The 14,801-nt window shown below is 39.0% G+C and carries 10 protein-coding genes and 1 pseudogene; 5 read left to right on the top strand and 6 right to left on the bottom strand.

Annotated features, from left to right (window positions below; genetic code table 11):
* Window positions 1–151, bottom strand: a 151-nt coding sequence (locus L650_RS23500; protein ID WP_128081037.1) for a homogentisate 1,2-dioxygenase, incomplete at its 3' end; no start/stop codon positions are given.
* 415 nt (window positions 152–566) lie between these two features.
* Here L650_RS23500 and L650_RS0102675 point away from each other — a divergent pair.
* Window positions 567–992, top strand: a complete 426-nt coding sequence (locus L650_RS0102675; protein WP_029772092.1) for a MarR family winged helix-turn-helix transcriptional regulator — start codon at window positions 567–569, stop codon at window positions 990–992.
* Window positions 993–1,205: 213 nt separating this feature from the next.
* Here the strand turns inward: L650_RS0102675 and L650_RS0102670 are convergent, their stop codons facing one another.
* Together L650_RS0102670 and L650_RS0102665 are read right to left on the bottom strand one after the other, a co-directional pair.
* Complete coding sequence (locus L650_RS0102670; protein WP_029772091.1) at window positions 1,206–4,346, bottom strand: TonB-dependent receptor; 3,141 nt, start codon at window positions 4,344–4,346, stop codon at window positions 1,206–1,208.
* Window positions 4,347–4,675: 329 nt separating this feature from the next.
* The gene (locus L650_RS0102665; protein ID WP_029772090.1) at window positions 4,676–5,521 is read right to left on the bottom strand and encodes a S1/P1 nuclease; all 846 of its coding nucleotides are present in this window, start codon (window positions 5,519–5,521) and stop codon (window positions 4,676–4,678) included.
* A 233-nt stretch (window positions 5,522–5,754) separates the two neighbouring features.
* Between L650_RS0102665 and L650_RS0102660 the strand changes: the two genes are divergently transcribed.
* On the top strand, window positions 5,755–6,636 hold the full coding sequence (locus tag L650_RS0102660) for a hypothetical protein (protein ID WP_004588735.1): 882 nt from the start codon (window positions 5,755–5,757) through the stop codon (window positions 6,634–6,636).
* Window positions 6,629–7,573, top strand: coding sequence for a hypothetical protein (locus L650_RS0102655; protein ID WP_029772088.1), 945 nt, complete (start codon window positions 6,629–6,631; stop codon window positions 7,571–7,573). Before L650_RS0102660 ends, L650_RS0102655 begins: the two co-directional genes overlap by 8 nt.
* A gap of 39 nt (window positions 7,574–7,612) precedes the next feature.
* Here L650_RS0102655 and ushA read toward each other — a convergent pair whose 3' ends face one another.
* The gene (ushA, locus tag L650_RS0102650; RefSeq protein WP_029772087.1) at window positions 7,613–9,235 is read right to left on the bottom strand and encodes a bifunctional UDP-sugar hydrolase/5'-nucleotidase UshA; all 1,623 of its coding nucleotides are present in this window, start codon (window positions 9,233–9,235) and stop codon (window positions 7,613–7,615) included.
* A 296-nt stretch (window positions 9,236–9,531) separates the two neighbouring features.
* Between ushA and L650_RS0102645 the strand changes: the two are divergent.
* Window positions 9,532–10,286 (top strand): annotated as a pseudogene (locus L650_RS0102645) (peptidylprolyl isomerase).
* Between the two features lie 48 nt (window positions 10,287–10,334).
* On the opposite strand, the gene L650_RS0102640 reads toward L650_RS0102645, so the two are convergent.
* A complete protein-coding gene (locus tag L650_RS0102640; protein WP_029772086.1) occupies window positions 10,335–10,754 on the bottom strand; it encodes an MAPEG family protein in 420 nt (139 codons plus the stop codon).
* 168 nt (window positions 10,755–10,922) lie between these two features.
* On the opposite strand from L650_RS0102640, the gene L650_RS0102630 reads away from it, so the two are divergent.
* Window positions 10,923–13,814 (top strand): insulinase family protein, encoded by a 2,892-nt coding sequence (locus L650_RS0102630; protein WP_029772085.1) that lies wholly within the window; start codon window positions 10,923–10,925, stop codon window positions 13,812–13,814.
* Between the two features lie 114 nt (window positions 13,815–13,928).
* Here the strand turns inward: L650_RS0102630 and L650_RS0102625 are convergent.
* On the bottom strand, window positions 13,929–14,801 hold an 873-nt coding region (locus L650_RS0102625; protein WP_029772084.1), incomplete at its 5' end, for a Na+/H+ antiporter NhaC family protein.

Here is a 14,801-nt window from a genome sequence, read left to right as displayed (position 1 = left end):
GTGCCGTAAAGGCCGTGCTGCTAAATTGCTCGGTGTATAAATTGTACTTCACCTTTTGTGGGGTAAATTGCCCAACAGGCAGTGCACCGGGTAGCGCTTCGGTTTCAAACTCATTGCCAAAACCGCTCATGTAGTTTATTTCGCTGGCCATATTTAGATCCTGTGAGAGTGACATTGTTTTATCTTTCTAGGGCCTGTTTATCTTTCGAGGTTGAATTTGCAGCAGTCTGTTTGGGAATTAGGCAAGGCAGAGCCTATGCAGTGTGGTTGTTCCCCATAAATAGGCGATAACGTAGCATAAAAGCCAAACAGGCGCTGCCCGAAGGGTTCTGCCTAGGGGCCATTTACTCTTTGTTGCTCGGTTTTTACTTAGCCCACTAGGTTACAAACCTCGCGCCGCGATTAAATGGCCCCTAGATTGAACAAATTTCAATCCTGAAAGGTCAACAGGCCCTAATTAGTTTAAAGTACTCTCAAGTGAGAGTAATTTCAAATGGGCGCATGTTTTAGCCTGTAAATAAAAATGCACAGTTTTCACAGTGTGTAAATGCGATGAGAAAGTAATAATGGAAATAGATCTAGAGCAGTTTTTGCCCTATCAGTTAAACCAAATGGCAAATCTTATAAGCGATGATTTTGCGCGTGTTTATCAGCAAAAATACAACTTAACCATCCCTCAATGGCGGGTGTTGGCAAACTTAGCACAATATGGCAAAAGCAATGCAAAAGATTTATGTACACAGGCCAATATGGATAAGTCAACGGTTTCGCGAGCTATAAAATCATTGCTGCAAAGAGGGTATGTAGAAGCACAACTAAATCAGCAAGATAAGCGAGTAACGCAGGTTATGTTAAATGAGCCGGGCAATGCAATTTACAAGCTCATAGCACGTGATGCACAAAACTGGGAAGCACAATTAGCTGAAAAATTTAGTAAGCAGCAACAAGTCCAATTGCTAAATTTACTAAAAGAGCTTAAAGAGGCCTTATAAAACCAATCCGCAATAATACTTAATCATTTTGAGGGGCTAAATGTGTCGCTATCTGCGTTATAAAATTTTCATTTAGAAAACTAAATAGAAATTTTTTGCCTAGCTCTCAACACATATATCCATCATTAAAATAGATAATTTAATTAAGCTGGTTGGTAAAAAAAAGCCCATCAAAAGATGGGCTTTAATTAGTAGTGTTTTACGCTAATGCGATTAGAAAGTGTAACGAACACCTACACGCATTTGCCATAATGACGCATCAGATTGTACTGATGTATTTGCGTTGTTTTCATTAAAGCCTGAGTATACGTAACGGCCTTGCTCATCAATTGATGTTGAAATCATGCTAGCGCCAACGAAAGGACCTTTTTTAAGTACGCCCCAATCATCGTTTAACAGGTTAGTTAAGTTATCAATTACGAAGAATGCTTCACCTTTATGGCCATCCATAAAGCCTGGTAATTCTTGAGTAACTTTAAAGTTAAATTTAACAAACCAATCTGAGTTTTCAGCATTACGGCCAGTGATTTCACCACGCTCTAAACCGTTAGATGCGATAAAGTCGTTAAACGCGTTAATTTCATCAGCGCTCATGTCGTAAACAACGTTAGGATCGTTTTCAAGTGGTACGTAAAGTAACTGACGGTCACCATTCCAGTTAGCATCGCCCCATGCGTCATCACTTCCGTCAAATGTGTAGCTGTATGGTAAGCCTTTGTATGCTTCACCGTATAGGTTAAAGCGAGTAGCAAAACCATCTACAAATTCATGAGAGTAGCCAAGCGTCATAGTAAAACGATGTGGGATTTCGTAATCTGATGATGCAACACCAGGGTTACCAGGATCCGTTAGAGCAATGTTACCGTAGTTTGAGCCAGCAACAGAGCTTGTCATTGGGTTAACATCGTCTGAATCTGTGTATGCGTAACCAAAGTTAACGCTTACGCCATTGTCAAACATTTTGCTTACAGCTAATGAAATAACCGATGAATCACCGCTATCACCACTTACATTTGTAAGAAGGTATTCACCATCACGGCCTTCGATTGACTCGTAAATAGGACGACCATCAAATGTAGTTTCGCCCGAATCCTGAAGTGCGATGTCGCGCATTAAGGCAGCATCTTTCTTCTTAGAGTATAAGTAATCAAGTGAAATAACATACTCGTTTTCAGTTGTGTATGTTGCACCGATTGAGTATTTCCACTCTGAAGGAATTTCAAAGTCTGGGTCAACTGCATTTACTGTAGCATCACCTGAGCCAATTACAGTGTTAGCAACTTCATCAAACATCTCTTGTGGTACTTCAAAACCAGGCGCGCCACCATTTACGTTTGGCGTGTTGAATAAATCAACCGAGCTGCGGAATGTACCGATGTTTGTAATACCATCGTTAGAGTAAGAGTTAGATAACCAAACATTTGGGTTACCACCAGAGAATAAGCCAACACCAGCACGAACTTCTAACTCGTCTGTTGCATACCACTGGAAGCCAACACGTGGTTGAAGTAAATCAATACCATCAAACGTGCTTTGGTTACTAAAACCATAGCGGTCAGTATAGTTTTGGTTAAAGTTTGGTACGTCATCACTTGTGTATTTATCGTAGCGTAAACCAAATGTGATGTTTGCATCTAAGTCTGTAAATGCATATTCGTCTTGAACATAAAACGTATGCTGAGCGTATGAGAAACTTGCAGCCGCATCGTTAGGATCATTAGTACCGGCAGCATTGTTGTAGTAAACAGCGTTTGCGATACCTTGCTCAAATAAATCAATACCCGTTACGTCTGAATCTCTTTCGTTATAAAAACGGTACTCGCCTTCAGTTTGTTGTACGAATAAGTTAAATACGTCTAACTCTTCAAACTCATAGCCAGCTGTAATGGTATGTTGGTCAAGGTAGTAAGTACCCGCTACTTTAAATGTAGTGGTATCGTAATCTAAATCATTTGATTGACGAGAATCATCTGGACCAATGTAAACTGTACCACCGTTACCTGTGCTTATTTGCATTTCACCAAAGCTGCTTGCAGCATCAAGCGATTGTACCGTTGCGTCTAATTCTGATTTACCAATACGAACTTCAGTTGAAAAATCATCTGACCAATCTGAATACACAGACGCGATAATTGAAGTAAATTCTGCACTTTGGTCGTAAAAGTGGTTTGATAGTGAAACACGGCTAGAACCAGTGTCTGACTGTGAAACCGTATTACCGTCGTTGTAGTTGTAGATTAAGTTTGCACGGTGATCTTCGTTGATGTTCCAATCTAATTTAACTAAGATTTTTTCATCTTCAACAGGCATACTTGAAGGCATACCGCCTACGTCATAGCCATATACAGTTTGAGCAATGTTTGTAATACGAGCAATATCATCTGCAGTTACACTGCCGCTGCTTAAACCGTCGTAGTTAAACTGTTGCACACCTTCAAGCTTTTCGTATGAAGTGAATAAAAACAGTTTATCTTCGATTAACGGTAAGCCAACGTTAAAGCCGTAACGTTTTTCGGTGTAGTTACCGTTATCAACGTCTTCGCCTTCAATTTTATCGCCTTTTAATGAATCGCTTGTGTAATCATAGAAGATGCCACCGTGAACTTCATTACCACCAGATTTTGTTACCGCATTAATGTTACACGAGGTAAAACCACCGTACTGTACGTCAAATGGTGCTAGCTCAGCTGAAACCTGCTCAATTGAATCAAATGAGAAAGGGGCACGAATAGTAGGGTAACCGTTAGAGCTTAAACCAAAGTTATCGTTCATACGAACGCCATCTAGCGTTAAGCTGTTGTAACGAGGGTTACCACCACCACAGTTGATTGAACCACGGCTATCGTCAATTGTGATACGCGGGTCAATACGAATAATATCTTTTAAATCACGATTAATAGCAGGTGTGTTTTCAAGATCAGTTAAAGTAAATGTAGACGCTGGGCCAGTACCACCAGACATAGAGCTGATAGGTGCACCCGTTACTACAATTTGCTCCATGCTTGATTGTGGCTCAAGTGCAGCATTTACTGGGTAATCGTTACCAATGTTTAGGATAATGTTATTAAATTCTTGATCAGCATAAACATCAGAATCAACGATTACCTTGTAAGGACCACCAACACGAAGGCCTTTAGCAGTAAAGTAACCTGCATCGTTTGCTTCTGTTGTTTTAACTGAGCCAGACGGTACGTGTAAAATTGTTATTTTGGTACCTGGAGCTGGGTTACCGTTTGGACCGGTAATTTGACCCTTAATCGCAGAGGTTGTTTCGTTGGCGAATGCAGCGCCACTTACACTTACGCACGCAGCGATAGCAAGTGAGAGTGCTGTTTTTTGAAGTTTAGTCTTCATTTTCATTTCCCGTGAAAGTTATAATTAAATTGTTATTTTAAGTAGTATAAAGTCAGCAGTGTTGTTGAATTTATACTCTTGTAATATGCAAAATTAATTGCACAATTTATACTTGTATACTTAACTAAATTTGGATTAATTACTTATTGTTATGTTACCGCCGTTATGTGACAGTATTATGAAATGCAAACTTTATAATTCCTTTTACAATTAATTATTTACATTTTGTAATTAATACATTTTTAGCTGTATTATTTTAGCTATACTCCAGAGAGTGTATAAACATAAATTAATTCCCGTGTGTAGGTTTTTTATTTATAGGTTGATTGTTATTTTGTCGTTATTTTTAATTTTTTATTGTCATCTGACGAATCGAATAAATAGTTCAATACACCCGCAAGCCTAACGCCTGCTTTTTGCAAACGCTGCTTAACAAGCGGATTGTATTTGAAAACATAACTATAGCTCACTTCATCACTGGTTGAGGTATAAATATCTTCGGCCAGTTTGTGAGATTCCATCAGCCAAGTAGTAGGGCTGCTGTTTAAGTATGTTTTAATTAATGCTGCATCGTCGGTATCTATAAACTTAGCGTATTCAGTGTAAGCTAAGTTTTCATTTTCTATTAGTCCAGTGTCCCAAAGGCTGTGCAAATTGGTTTCGTTGTCAAAAAAATCAACTTTAATTAAATTGCCGCCTCTATCTTCACTTCGCCCAGCATGAAATGGTTGATGGCTGTCGCCAACCAAGTGAACTAAAAACTTTAAAGCAAACTGTTTTTCATTAAGGGAAGAGGTAGATGACTGAAGTGTATTAATAGAGAAGTAAATACCTTCTAGAATATTTGTTACATCGTCTTTGCTGTGTGTATGTGCGTGATTTAGAGAAAGTGTTTTATTTTTAGGAAGGTTTATGTAGTGCCAGCGTGAAGATTTTTTACGCCAAAATAGTTCAGGACTAGATCGCATCTCATCTGCCCAAGTAGAAATTTGAGCTAGGGATTGTCCTTCTAATAGTGGCAACAGGTTATACACTGTTTCGTCACTCAAATGTTGCTCAGCAATATGCCCAACAATTCGATGACCATTTTGACCCCACGCATACGCTTTAGAAGTTGTAAAAACAGCACCAATTATTAACGTTGTTGCTACGAGAGTAGCAATTTTAATGCGCATCAATGTTTCCTGCATTTATTTTTATTCACCTATTAGCTGGTGTAAACATTGTGATTGTTTTTGCTAAATATAGAAAGGAGTCAAGAGTATTCATTATTTCTTATTCATAATCGTTTTAAATCAACAGCTTAACTTTAATGGGTAAAATTACCTGTTGTAATAAGTAAATAATATTGTTCAAATAAAGCCTTAGCGTTGTTAGGTACATCTTATTGATGGGGTTTGGAAAGGTCATGTTACATAAACTGTCGTTTGTTACACTTTTGTTTCTGGTTATGGTTGCTGCATGGTCTGTTGGAAAGGTGAGCGTTAAAAGTGATGAAATAAATTTCCCAGAACTAATAAAAACGTCAACACAATGTTATACAACAGCCAGTGAAAACAAAAATCAGCTTATTGTATTTACGCCATCGCAAAGCGTGGCAGAGAAGCTTACAGAGTCTCTATGCCTTGATACCGTGGTAACGAAACAATACGGTTCAGTTAAAGGTTACTGGGGTGACAGTACAACGGAAAGCTTCGATTTTGTAGGCAAAGGGATTGCAGACCTCGTACTTGCAAAAAATAATATAATGGACGCCTTTAATGCAGAGCTAACTTATAACTATCAATCTGTGGTGGGCTTTTCTGATTACACCGCATTTTTTATCTCCTCAAAAGAAAAACCACGCTTAACAAAACAATACTTTTTAGATAAGCGTATAGGCTTATTAGATTACCCTACAAGCCGCTCTGGCCATATACTTCCAAAGAAAATGTTTAAAGATTTAAATATCAACTTAGCCAATTTAGATATTACTTACGCCAGTTCGCACAGCGAGCTTCGTGACTTATTAGCTAATGGGCAGGTCGATATTATTGCGTCTTTTTGGAAAGAAAGTGATGCTGCTCGTTTTTCAAAAAATTATATAACCCCTTTAAGTAATAAAATTTCAGGTTCGCGCTGGTATCTAAAAATGCAGCAAAACAATACAGATCTTTTATGTGCTGTACAGCGTCATATTCTTGATATGTCAAAGGAGCAGACACTGAGTTATTACAAAGAGGCGCAATCGTACTGGGATTGCAGTTCAGAGCAGGTAACAGCTAAAGATGAGAGCGTTAAAAATGGATAAGTATAAATATGTTTTTTTTGGCTGCGCTGTTTTTATTATTAACTGTTTAGTGTTTTATGTGTCTGTAATTAATGAGCAGAGTGACGCTATTAAACGCCAGGTTATTGAAACCGAAAAACAAGTTGCACTGGATTTACCGTTAATTGCGCTCTCTAATGAGCTTTTAAAGCACTCGGGTAACCAACATGCAGTGCAAGACTACTTATTAAAGCTCAACGGCTATTTAGACAATAACCTTCGCTTAGTTAAAATTGTGCCAAAATCTGCTAAACCTTTAACTTTAAAGCCAAACCAGTTTATAAGAACACTCAAGTCGAGCACTACCCATGTCTCTTTAGTGTTTGAGAAAAACGCACATTTTTGGTCAGAAAACAGGTTTTTGATTTGCTTGTTATTTTTAGTTTTGAGTATTTTATTTAGCAAATGGCTGAAGTCTATTATTGGTATGCCTGTAAATGCTAAAGGCCCAACACTAAACGCTGATACTGACTTAGGAAAACCAAAAGAGCTGGCATTGATCATTGATTTAAACACTAAAACACTCAGTAATAGTTATATGCCTGAGGCTACAGTGTGTTTAGCTAACAAACCGCTATGCTTTTATTTAGCATTAATAGAGTTTTGTCGTGATAATAAAGATGTTGTGCTAAATCAAAATAAATACGTGCCGGATGAGCTTATAGAGCTTGCTAATAAGTACTTTTATAGGTTGATTGAGCTTGGGCATACTATACGCAAGCGGCCAAATTTTAATAGCAGCTTAGAAAAAACACTCAGTGAGATTCGTGCAGCCCTAGACGAAGTCTTAAACGAACACCCTGATATGAAAGACATTTATTATCCGCCTAAAGCATATGGCGAGGGCTCTCGCTCACGTTTACACAGTTACGGTTTAATAAATATTGCAAAGGGAAACATAGAAATAAAAGGAAAGTAGTCAGCTACTTTCCTTAAACTTATCTTTTAATAACGTTTGTTATTTAGGTGCAAACTGCGCAGCTTTAAGTGGACTATTTTGCGAGACAAAGGTTTTAAGTGCCTGGGCATCGGTTTCATCTGTGCTCACAAACCCTTTGAGTTTATTAATAGCAGGGTAACCGTCACCACCTGATGCGTTATAGCTATTTAAACTCATACGGTAAGTTTTATTTTCATCAAGTGGCTTACCATCAATGAGTACACTGACTAATTTGCCATTTTTACGGGTAAACGCTAATTTGTGATATTGCAAATAGGCACCTGCATCAACAGGGAAGCTGGTCACTGTTTCTAAGTAGTTCCATAAATCACGCCCTTGCCAGTCCATGTAAGTAATGCGATTTTTAAACGGGTGTACTTTTAAAATATCTTTATAGCTAATATCGCCAGCTTCAATAGAGCTTCTTATTCCGCCACCACTAATCAGGCCAAAGTCGGCGCCAACTACATTCATTTGTGCCTGTATAATCACACGCGCTAAATTAGTTTGTTGGTAACGTACCTTGTTTCTATCGCCCTCTAAACGCGCATCAACACTGCCAATTTTACCTGCAATTTGTTTTGCGCCTTTTGCTTGGTAACTTGCTAAAAAAGCTTCTAGGGTCGGATCGGGTTTAATGTATTCGTTGGCTAATACTTGTTTACTAGACCCGTCGGCTTGAATTTCATCAACATATAAATTAACTGGCAGTAATTTATAATCAAGTAGGGTGAGCTTTTCGTTTTCTAGTTTAAACTCTGCCTTACCCACATACTTGCCCCACTCATGTGCTTGCATAATCCATGTGCCGTTTTGCTGATCGGGCTTACACGCAAGACCGGGTTTAAAGTTATCGTCATTTTTATTTTTTGCTGCCATACAAACCGGCTCTTGCGAGTGACCACCAATAATCATATCTAAGGTATTAGCGGGTAAAGAGCGGGCAAGTGTGACATCACCCGGGGCATTAATCCCAAAGTTTGCATCTACATAATGGCCCATGTGAGTAAGTGCAATAGTGATATCGGGGTTGTATTGCTCATTAATTTTTTTAGCGAGAGCTGCCGTCACATCAACGGGGTCTTTAAATTCTAAATGGCCAATATATTGTGGGTTAGCTATTTTAGCGGTGTCTGTAGTGGTAAGTCCTATAACCGCAATTTTTAAGCCCTCCTTTTCAAAAATTTTATAGCCTTGAAATGCGCTTTCCCCAGTTGCTTTGTCAAAAATATTTGCAGACAGTAAGGGAAAGGTAGCCCATTGCTGCTGCTTAGTTAAAACGCTCAGTGGGTTATCAAATTCATGGTTTCCAATTGCCATAGCATCGTAACCGAGTAACGACATTCCCTTAAAATCGGGCTCTGCGTGTTGTAAGTCTGACTCAGGTATACCGGTGTTAATATCACCGCCAGAAAGCAGTAATACTGCATGCCCTTGCTGTTGAGCTTTGTTACGTAAAGCGTCAATTAACGTTTTACGCGCTGCCATACCATATTCACCTTTTTCGTTATGCCAAAAGCGCCCGTGATTATCGTTAGTATGTAATACAGTAATATACTGTGGGGCAGTGGAGGTGTTTAAAGGTGAGTTTGTACAACCTATAACAGATAAAATAACTGAAAATAAAATAATTATACGCATGAAATACCCATTTATTATGGTGTGCTTAATTTATTAGGCGGTTAGTTTAAACTAATTTAGCGATAAATAACGTACTTATTTTATACTTTTTTATATTCGAGTTTTAAAAGTAATATTAAATTATTAAATGCTTTTACACAAAGCGAATACAGCGAGTGTTATTTAAAAGAATATGTAATGAAGTGTAACTAAAAGGGTGTTAATTGTAGTTGTGCCTTCTAAATGCTTTTCCTAGGCGTATAGTGTGGATTAGTATTAACACTTAATTTAAATAACAATAACAAAAAGGACTCATAATGAAAAAGTGCCTGATTGGCTCACTACTTGCGTTTTCGTGCTTTACTAGCCAAGCCACTATTGTTGAAATGCAAACTTCGCACGGGGTGATAGAGCTTAACTTGTTTGATCAACAAGCCCCCAATACGGTTGCTAACTTTTTAAGTTATATTGAAGGTGACGCATATAACCAAACCGTAATACACCGCTCAGTCAGCGACTTTGTAATACAAGGCGGTGGCTTTACATTTACCGACGAATTAGTGCCAATAGCCACCAAGCCTGCTGTTGTTAATGAGCCTGTTTTATCTAATGTGAAGGGCACAATCGCGATGGCTAAATTAGCCAACGATGAAAACAGCGCAACGAGCCAGTGGTTTTTTAATATGGTTGATAATAGCGAAGCGCTTGATACCCAAAATGGCGGTTTTACAGTATTTGGACAAATTACAGCGCAAAGCCAAGCTACGCTCGATAATATTGCTGGATTGGTACACTGCGGCGATATCCCATTGGTTGATATAACCAGTGAACAATGCTCAAGTAGCGATGTCGCTCTTAGCAGCGCTAACTTTGTAACTATTAATAGTGTGGTGGTATTAGATGACGACCCGCTTTCATCTGCCAACTTAAACCCAATAGCCAATACATTAATAAGCCAAGACGATTCATCANGGCTGGCTCATCAAGCAGTTCGGGTGGGAGTATGGGTGTTGGTTTTTGCTTAATTGCACTGCTTGGTGTGGGTAAACGCTTAAAACGCGCTAAATACTAATTATGTGTTAAACAGTCAATAAAAAAGCGGCTAATTAAGCCGCTTTTACTAAAATGCTAAAATTCGCCAAACAATCGCGAGCCATAAAGCAAACACACTGGCGCAGCCTAGTAAAAAAACATTAAATCGCAGTCTTACATTATTACTGCCAATATGAATAACCGTATGCACAATACGCGAAATAACAAATAAGCACGCAAGCGCAGTAATTAAGTAGCTAGCGCTGTTAAGTTGCAATGCAACAATACAACCGATATAAAAAAGCACTGGTATTTCAAACTGATTGGTAAAGTTTCTATCTGCTACGCGTACGGTATCGCCTGCGTTATCAAGGCGCATGGTTTTAAAATCGCTCAACTGTAGTTGTTTGTTTTTTGCAGCAGCAAAGCGTCGCTTGCCCATAATTAACATTACAATGAGCGATAATGTTACTTGTGCAAACATGGCGAGTATTATTATTTTTTCCATCCTATTTCCTTCGTTATTATTTTACTGACTTTAAGTATGCAGGTGTTTTTCACAATGTGTTACATAAATTAGTATTATTTTGTGGTAAACCCTTAATTGTTAGTGTTAATTTAGCTTTATTACGTTGTTTTGAGCGCATCCTAAGCGCAATTTTAATGGAAAAACAAAATGAAAAAAATTCTTGGTTTTAGCGTCATCGCTTTAGCAGTTTTAAGTGGCTGTACAAATACATCATCTACCTCATCGGTTACTAGTTCTTCGCAAAGCTCCTTACTTTCAGACACATTAGTTGTAAGCCCAAATGATACGCGCGAATATAAAACCCTTACCCTCGAAAACGAAATAGAAGTCATTTTAGTCTCTGATCCAAGCGCTGAAAAATCAGCAGCATCGCTAAGTGTAGGCGTAGGCTTACTACACGACCCTATGATGCAGCAGGGTATGGCACATTACTTAGAGCATATGCTTTTTTTAGGCACAGAGCGCTACCCCGATACAAAAGGCTACTCTGACTTTATGACCAAAAATGGCGGGGTAAATAATGCGTATACCTGGCTCGATATTACAAACTACATGTTTAAAATTAATAACGATGCCTTTGATGAAGCGCTAGACCGTTTTGCTGATTTTTTTAAAGCCCCTAAGCTGTACCCTGAATATGCAGATAAAGAAAAAAACGCTGTAAATGCCGAGTGGTCAATGCGCCGCGAAATGGACTTTTTTGGCCAGTTTAAACTTGCCCGTAAAATGATGGGTGATCACCCTGCAAATCGCTTTTTAATTGGTAACCTAGAAACGCTAGGAGACAAAGAAGGCAGCCAATTACACAAAGAAACGGTCGACTTTTACAATAAATACTATTCATCTAACATCATGAAAGTGGCGCTTATTTCAAACTTGCCAATAGAGCAAATGGAACAAAAAGCAAAAACTTATTTTGCCGATATCGAAAATAAACACATTGAAAAGCCAACCGTTACTGCAGAGCTTGATTTTGATAAAGCCGGTGGCAAAAAAGTATATTACTCACCTAATGAAGACGTAAAACAGCTGCAACTTGAGTTTACTATTAATAACAACAGCAGCGACTTTGCGGTTAAACCTAACCGTTATGTCAGTTATTTATTAAGTAATGAAATGCCAGGTAGCCCGGCACAATTACTACGCGACAAAGGCTGGGTATCGCAATTAACAGCGTCTCCTTCTCCTAGTCAGTACGGCAATTACGGCGCGCTTACTATTTCGCTAGAATTAACCGATGAAGGCATGAAAAACCGCGAAACAATTGTCGCAACTATTATGCAATACATTGAACTGATTAAAAAAGAAGGTGTAGATGCTAAGTACTTTAATGAAATTCGTACATCACTTAGCAATCAATTTAAGTTTTTAGAAAAAGGCGATGAGTTTAGCTATGTCAGCTCGCTAACTGGTAGCATGCAAGATTACCCATTAAATCATGCCATTGATGCGCCTTACTATTATGCCAAATTTGACGCAGAGGCGATAAACGAGGTACTTAAGCAGTTAAATGCCGATACGCTGCGCGTTTGGTATATTTCGCAACAAGAAGAAACCGACTCGCAACTGCATTTTTATGATGGTAAATACCGCATAGAAGATATTAGCGATGCCGAAATTGCCAGTTGGAAAACATCAAGCGAGTTTAAGCTTGCTTTACCAAGTGTAAATAACTTACTACCTGAAAGCTTTGCCATTAAAACAGCTGAGTTTAAAGAGCAAAAACACCCTGAACTGGCTTACGATAAAAACGGCGTAAAAGTATGGCGCCAAGCAAGCCAAAAATTTGCTGCCCAGCCAAAGGGGTTGGTTGAGGTATATATTAATACTCAGCCAGGCTTAAATGATATTAATGCTGAAGTACTTTACTCAGTATGGGCCGACTTATATAACATTCAACAAAGCCAACTAAGCACCGAAGCCGCCATTGCCGGCATGAGCGTTAACCTTGCGCCAAGTAATGGTTTAGTTTTATCAATGAGTGGCTTTACCGATAAGCAAGATGTACTTTTAAAACAAGCGCTAAGCGGGTTAAAAGCCGATGTAACGGCACAAGCATTTACCCAAGCAATTGATCGCTACAAACGTGGCTTGTTAAATCAGCAAAAGCAATTTCCGTATGCGCAAGCATTTGGCGCCTACTCAAAACTTATCCGCACAGGCAGCTTTGATACAGAGGCACTGATAAAAGCGGCAGAATCGTTAAGCGTTGCCGATTTAAACAAGCTAAAAACAGCCACATTTGCCACCAACGATTTACGTGTATTTAGCTACGGTAATTACAACCAGCAAGATATAGAATCGATAGCCACTGAGTTAAGTGCCACTTTACCAAGCAATCATACATCGAGTGAGTTTGCGCGTAGTAAAGCATGGTTACCACAGCCAGGCGAAACGCGAGTATTGCAAAAAGATATTGATGTTGCCGATGTGGCAGTAGTTGATATGACCGTTCACCCAGTGCCAGGGTATAAACAAAAAGCGCAAGCTGCGGTGTTACAAAGCCACTTTAGAACCATTGCATTTGATAAAATGCGTACCGAAGAGCAACTTGCATACGCCGTAGGCGCGCTGGCTCGCCCAATAGAGGATTACTCGGCAATTGGCTTGTTTATTCAAACACCTGTTAAAGGACCAAAAGAAATACAGGCACGTTTTGATCAATTCAAAAAAGAGTACGCGGTAGAGCTTGATAATATGAGCTTAGATACTTTTGCTCAACTTAAAAATGCCACGCTTGTATCACTAAAAGAGCAGCCTAAAAACCTAAGCGATGAAATGGGGCCACTTATTACCGATTGGTATCGTGAAAACTTTAACTTTGACTCTAAGCAAAAGCTAATTGATGAAGTTGAAAAAGTAACGCTTGAAGATATTAAGCAGTACTACAAACAAACTATGTTAAACCCACAAGCCGCACGTTTAAATGTGCAGTTACGTGGTACTAAGTTTGTAGAAAGCGACTTTGCTGATTTACCAAATCAAACCAAAATTCAATCGCTTGAAACCTATTACAATGGTATTAAACTACAAAAATAAGCTATATTTATACGGCTAAACGAATACCAATCCGCTTAATTAAGTATTATTGTGGATAGGTAAAACACCCCAGTGTAGTACTACATTGGGGTGTTTTATTTGTATTAACTTAATTTATGCCATAACAATAAAGCCGACAACGGCAAGTGCCGCGGCAATTAATGTATAAGGCAGTTGTGTTACTGCATGGCTCATTAAATTACAGCCAGAGCCTTGTGCTGCAAGTACGGTAGAGTCTGAGTAAAAACAGGCTTGGCTACCAAATGATGAGGCAGATAACAACGCGCCAATAACCAGTGGAATATTAGCGTCAACGGCAGTTGCCAGTGGCATAACTATTGGGATCGACACAGCAAAAATACCCCAACTAGAGCCTGTAGCAAACGCTAACACTGCCATAGCAATAAATACCACCGCCGGTAAGTATTGGGCAGTCATGTACGGGCTCAAACTACCGATCACAAACTGCGCTAAGCCAATTAAGTCGCACACATCTTTAAATATAAATGCCGCTATTACAGTGCCAATAGCCGGTATCATGCTTTTAAAGCCATCAAGCATGCGCTCTATCATTTCGCTAAAGCTCATTAATTTTTGTAGTGCATAAAAAGGAAGCGTTACCGCCATAGTTGCCAATAAGCCTTTATATACATCTATTTCAAAGTAAACTGTAAAGGCTACTAGTAAAATTATAGGCAGTAAAAAGTTGTGCAATTTTCCTTTAGGGTCGGCATCTTCAAAGCTTTCTTCTACTGCTTTTACAGCGTATTCGTCGGCTGTTTGAATATCACTAAATTGCGCAGGGTCTACAGTGGCCTGCTCAACTTGTGCTAACCTTTCGGCTTTTTTCATAGGCCCAATAGCAGGTATTACACCCAGTACCACTAACAAAACCACCAATACTGCAAACCAGGCGTAAAACATATAAGGAATGGCTTGAATATAAACCGCAATGCCTTTGCCCTCCTCGGCAATGCCGTTATCGAC

This window comes from Pseudoalteromonas sp. TB51 (genome assembly GCF_000498055.1).
Taxonomy (GTDB): domain Bacteria; phylum Pseudomonadota; class Gammaproteobacteria; order Enterobacterales; family Alteromonadaceae; genus Pseudoalteromonas; species Pseudoalteromonas atlantica.
Note: the sequence above shows the minus strand (reverse complement) of the source record. Positions and strands in the feature narration are given on the sequence as shown.

What these genes read in the sequence shown, in the direction of transcription:
- ushA (WP_029772087.1), bottom strand. Translation starts at nt 9,235, where the DNA reads ATGCGTATAATTATTTTATTTTCAGTTATTTTATCTGTTATAGGTTGT.
- L650_RS0102675 (WP_029772092.1), top strand. Translation starts at nt 567, where the DNA reads ATGGAAATAGATCTAGAGCAGTTTTTGCCCTATCAGTTAAACCAAATG.
- L650_RS0102640 (WP_029772086.1), bottom strand. Translation starts at nt 10,754, where the DNA reads ATGGAAAAAATAATAATACTCGCCATGTTTGCACAAGTAACATTATCG.
- L650_RS0102630 (WP_029772085.1), top strand. Translation starts at nt 10,923, where the DNA reads ATGAAAAAAATTCTTGGTTTTAGCGTCATCGCTTTAGCAGTTTTAAGT.
- L650_RS0102665 (WP_029772090.1), bottom strand. Translation starts at nt 5,521, where the DNA reads ATGCGCATTAAAATTGCTACTCTCGTAGCAACAACGTTAATAATTGGT.
- L650_RS0102660 (WP_004588735.1), top strand. Translation starts at nt 5,755, where the DNA reads ATGTTACATAAACTGTCGTTTGTTACACTTTTGTTTCTGGTTATGGTT.
- L650_RS0102655 (WP_029772088.1), top strand. Translation starts at nt 6,629, where the DNA reads ATGGATAAGTATAAATATGTTTTTTTTGGCTGCGCTGTTTTTATTATT.
- L650_RS0102670 (WP_029772091.1), bottom strand. Translation starts at nt 4,346, where the DNA reads ATGAAGACTAAACTTCAAAAAACAGCACTCTCACTTGCTATCGCTGCG.